The organism is Novosphingobium sp., assembly GCF_036733805.1.
Taxonomy (GTDB): Bacteria; Pseudomonadota; Alphaproteobacteria; order Sphingomonadales; family Sphingomonadaceae; genus Novosphingobium.
The window spans coordinates 1-3,821 of the sequence record NZ_DAIMZT010000113.1 but is presented as its reverse complement, the minus strand read 5'-3'; the positions used below and the strand labels follow the sequence as shown (position 1 = coordinate 3,821).

At 59.7% G+C, this 3,821-nt stretch carries 5 protein-coding genes; 2 read left to right on the top strand and 3 right to left on the bottom strand.

Annotation, left to right across the window (positions count from 1 at the left end; translation table 11 throughout):
* The 3 genes from V7D69_RS15460 to V7D69_RS15450 form a co-directional block, all read right to left on the bottom strand.
* Positions 1-484, bottom strand: a 484-nt coding sequence (locus V7D69_RS15460; RefSeq protein WP_333606256.1) for an MFS transporter, incomplete at its 3' end; no start/stop codon positions are given.
* Between the two features lie 188 nt (positions 485-672).
* On the bottom strand, positions 673-1,113 hold the full coding sequence (locus V7D69_RS15455) for a Zn-ribbon domain-containing OB-fold protein (RefSeq protein WP_324064715.1): 441 nt from the start codon (positions 1,111-1,113) through the stop codon (positions 673-675).
* Between the two features lie 30 nt (positions 1,114-1,143).
* Positions 1,144-1,704 (bottom strand): hypothetical protein, encoded by a 561-nt coding sequence (locus V7D69_RS15450; protein WP_324064714.1) that lies wholly within the window; start codon positions 1,702-1,704, stop codon positions 1,144-1,146.
* A gap of 402 nt (positions 1,705-2,106) precedes the next feature.
* On the opposite strand from V7D69_RS15450, the gene V7D69_RS15445 reads away from it, so the two are divergent.
* Positions 2,107-2,877 carry a hypothetical protein gene (locus tag V7D69_RS15445; RefSeq protein ID WP_324064713.1) on the top strand — a complete coding sequence of 257 codons (771 nt, stop codon included), beginning with the start codon at positions 2,107-2,109 and terminating at the stop codon, positions 2,875-2,877.
* A gap of 139 nt (positions 2,878-3,016) precedes the next feature.
* The gene (locus V7D69_RS15440) at positions 3,017-3,796 is read left to right on the top strand and encodes an SDR family NAD(P)-dependent oxidoreductase (protein ID WP_324064712.1); all 780 of its coding nucleotides are present in this window, start codon (positions 3,017-3,019) and stop codon (positions 3,794-3,796) included.
* The last annotated feature ends 25 nt before the right edge of the window (positions 3,797-3,821 follow it).

Below are 3,821 nucleotides of genomic sequence, written 5' to 3'. Positions count from 1 at the left end.
TATCGGGGGGTGGCAACCCTTTGATGCAGGGTATGTAACAAATAAGCGTTATGGCGATTGCAAGGCTTCGAGCGGCTACGAACCGCGACATGACCGCCGCGGTCCATATAGTGGTCTTCAGAAATGCCTGGCAAAGAGCGAAGAACCCCCAGAGCAGGCCCCAAAGAGTGAGATTGCCGTTCGCAAGTGCAAATGAAGAAATGCAAGCTGCGGTCAACACTGTGCCTGGCAGCGCCAGAAACCGAACGCCCCAGCGATCGACAAGCGCCCCTACCAGCGGCATAATCGGGATCGTCACGATGGCTGAAATACTCGCACCGACAGCAATCTCGGTCCGGCTCCAACCAAAATCACGGCTCAGCGGTTCGATGAACAAGCCGATCGAATAGTAGGCTATTGCCGGGTACGACATTCCCAGAAATGCGGTCAGAACCAGCGGCCAGTACGACTTCCATTCTTCCGATCCCAGTGTCTTGTTATCCATTAGAAGGTCATTTCGGGTTAGGGACGATTCATCTTGAGAATCGACACATGGCCTTGCCAGAATTCAGACGGCGACTTGCAATTCTGTCAGCGAAGTCCCGCCGTCCGCCGAGACTGCCTGGCCGGCGATCCATCGGGGTCTCTTCCGTCAGCATGAGGCCGGCACGCCGCATTACGGGCGCCGCCAGATCACTTGCGAACGACCCAGCGGAAAGTGGTGGCGTTCGCATCCAATACGTCCACGAAGCCAATCTGAAGCGGCTGGCCGATATGGACTTCCTGCCAGGGGGTGCCGACCAGTTCCGCGACGACGAGGCATGGGCGAGGTTGTTCCACAAGCTCACCTATCGCGACGACGTAGGGCGCCTGCTCCGCGAAAGGCCCCAATCCTCGATGCACGACGGTGTAGGAGTAGACGTGCGCCTTTCCCGAGACGGGCGTCCATGTCAGAGCATCCGACAGGCAGGTCCGGCATGCCGGATAGGGCACCCAGTGGTAGTCACCGCAATCCTGGCACTTCGGCACCAGAAATTCGTGACGCTGAAGACCCTCTACGAACAGGGCATTCCGTTCGTTCAAGTCCGGCAACGGTTTTGAATAGGGTCCGGTTTCCGGTTCAAGCACTACCATTGATTTTCCCTGCCCCGCACAATTTCACGACTAGAAACGCTCGACGCCCGGCAAGTTGAAGAACTCCGGATCCTTTTCCAGGCCCGCGACGAAAAAGTCGCTCAGCTTCTGATCCATCCAGACCCGCTCGCCCACCATCTTGCCGTCCTGGAAAGTGATTACCGCGTTAAAATAGCATCGCTGCAGATTGCCATCGCCAAGATCGAACATGCTGCTGATTTCCGTCGCGAAGCTGTTCTCGCCAAAAGATCGTGTGTAAGTGGCACCCGCGTCAGCCGGAGCCGCGCGGCGCTCTGGATCGACTTGCGCGATCACGATTTCGTAGTTGAGCTGGTGATAACGGTGCACCGCTTCCTTGCCTCTGACCCGGATGCGAGCAGGAAGAAATTCGTAGACCGGCTCATCGATCAGCGAATGTTCCATGATGCCATCGAAGTCGCCGGCAAAGAATCGCCGCGTGTGCTCACCGTTGAGCTCGATCATCTGGAGCGGCGTCATCGGCGGGCGGAGGTGCTGCTCCAGCGGCATGAAAGACGCACGATTCTCAGGCTTCATTGCCGCCAGCAGCTCGTCGTCGTTGAAACTATTCATAATCTATCCTCTACAATTTTCTCTTATCGTTCGGAGAAAAGCCGTCAAAAAGTTCGATCACTCCGGCCTCCGATAGCTGGCACCAGCACATAGACGCATGCTAGCGGGGGAGAAACGCTAGAGACCTATCTTTCAGCGGGCGGCAATCATCCTGCACAGCCTTGCACTCAGTTCGGTCCGCGGGCCGTTATCCGACTACCGGCAAATCCGCGAGGCGAAGCGAAGATGCTCCCTGACATCGGATAGGTTGCCGCTCGCAAACCGGAGCTAAGCTCCACTGGTTCCGGTCGACTTTTCACGCGGTTGGTCGATCCGTACAATGCGGCGCATACGCCTCGTCCTTCTGCGCCATCAGGCTTCCGCCCGCGCCGATGCCCGCATTTAACCTTTGGAGACAAGCCTATGTTGAGTGACAGTTCACCCCAGATGAAGGTCCTGAAGCTGACCTGGGCAACGCTCGACTGGGACAAGGAGGGCGAAGGACGGGACATGAGCCGCTTCTTGCCGCTTCCCGGAAACGACACGCTCAGTGACAGCGAACGCAGGGATCTTGAATGGGTCGTCGCGCGGGACAAGCGCAAGTTCGAGTGCATGCCGATGCTCCGCGACGAGTATCCATTCGAGGTCGCTCCGCTGTTTACTGGCCTTCTCCAGACGCCTCGACTTGCCCGCCTTTGGGCCGAGCTTGGCGACCACTACATGACAGCGAGCATCCGCGGCACGATGAACGAGGTGGAGCGCGCCTGGCTGGACATGGGCCTTCTGCCCTTGTTGGTGAACGGATGGGTTCAGGCGGGCAATATCGCCGTGGCGGCCGCCAACGGCATTTCCGCCGACGAAATCGAAGCGATCCGGGAGGACCGGCTGGACGCGCTGCCCTCCGACGGACGAGAGCTGGTGGAACTGGTAAGACACACGGTCGAAGGTACGTTGACGGCGGAGCGTTTCCGCGAACTGGCGGACAGCCGGGGCACGAAGTGGGTAATCGAGGCGATCGGCTACACCGTATTTCGCTATGCATCCGCGATCATCGACTCGCTGATGTGGAAGATCCAGAAGATAGAGGTGGGTGACGAGTTGATCGACGAGATGTTCTCCGCGCTGCGAGAAGGCAAGCTTGGCGCACAGAACATGATGGACAAGGAAGCGTTCGCAAGAGGCGCGCTGGAATAAGAATCCGGACCACAGCCGCGCCGGGGCGCGGACTTTCAGGCGGGCAATCCGCGGCGGCCTTCGCCAATCGTGCGAAGGGTAGCCTGTAGAAGGATCAGGTTTCGGAAAAGCCCGCGATTATCCTTGGAGGGGAGCGAACATGAATGGCTTGACTGGAAAGGTAATCGTCGTCGCCGGCGCGGCTACGGGCATCGGGCTTGCGTCCGCCCGCAGGCTGGCCGAAGAAGGCGCCAAGGTCGCCATCGGCGATATCGATGAACGCGGCGCGCAGGAGGCGGCGCGGCAAATCCGCGATAGTGGTGGCGAAGCTATCGCGATCGCATACGATCAGGCTTGCGAGACCTCCACCGAAAGCCTGATCGGGCAGGCAGCCGCCCATTTCGGCCGGATCGACGGGCTTCATGCGAACGCCGCCGACCTGAGGCAGGAAATATTCGGACGGGACATAGACGTATCGCGCATGGACGTTGCGATCTGGGAACGGACGCTGCGGGTCAACCTGATCGGCTATGCCACGCTTATCCGGTCAGTACTTCCTCACCTGATCGAAAGCGGTGGAGGAAGCATCGTCTGCACGACGACCTCGACCGGTTCTCCGCCCATCGGGCGCGACGAAGCACCTGTCGCCTATTCCGCTTCCAAGGCTGGCGTCAATGCCATGTGCCGGCATGTGGCGTCGCGCTGGGGACAGGAAGGAATTCGCTGCAACGCCGTCGCCCCGGGTATAGTGCTGACCGAAACGGCCAAGGCGGTGATGCCCCCGGAATTCATCGACGAACTGAAGGCCGGCCTACGCAGCACCCGCCTTGGCGTTCCGGCCGATATCGCGGCAACCGTCGCGTTCCTGCTTTCCGACGACGCTGCCTGGGTCAACGGCCAGATCTGGGGCGTCAACGGCGGTGCTTATCTCACTGCGTAGCGCCCCGAAAGAAGCGCGCGCTCGC

What these genes read in the sequence shown, in the direction of transcription:
- V7D69_RS15455 (WP_324064715.1), bottom strand. Translation starts at nt 1,113, where the DNA reads ATGGTAGTGCTTGAACCGGAAACCGGACCCTATTCAAAACCGTTGCCG.
- V7D69_RS15450 (WP_324064714.1), bottom strand. Translation starts at nt 1,704, where the DNA reads ATGAATAGTTTCAACGACGACGAGCTGCTGGCGGCAATGAAGCCTGAG.
- V7D69_RS15445 (WP_324064713.1), top strand. Translation starts at nt 2,107, where the DNA reads ATGTTGAGTGACAGTTCACCCCAGATGAAGGTCCTGAAGCTGACCTGG.
- V7D69_RS15440 (WP_324064712.1), top strand. Translation starts at nt 3,017, where the DNA reads ATGAATGGCTTGACTGGAAAGGTAATCGTCGTCGCCGGCGCGGCTACG.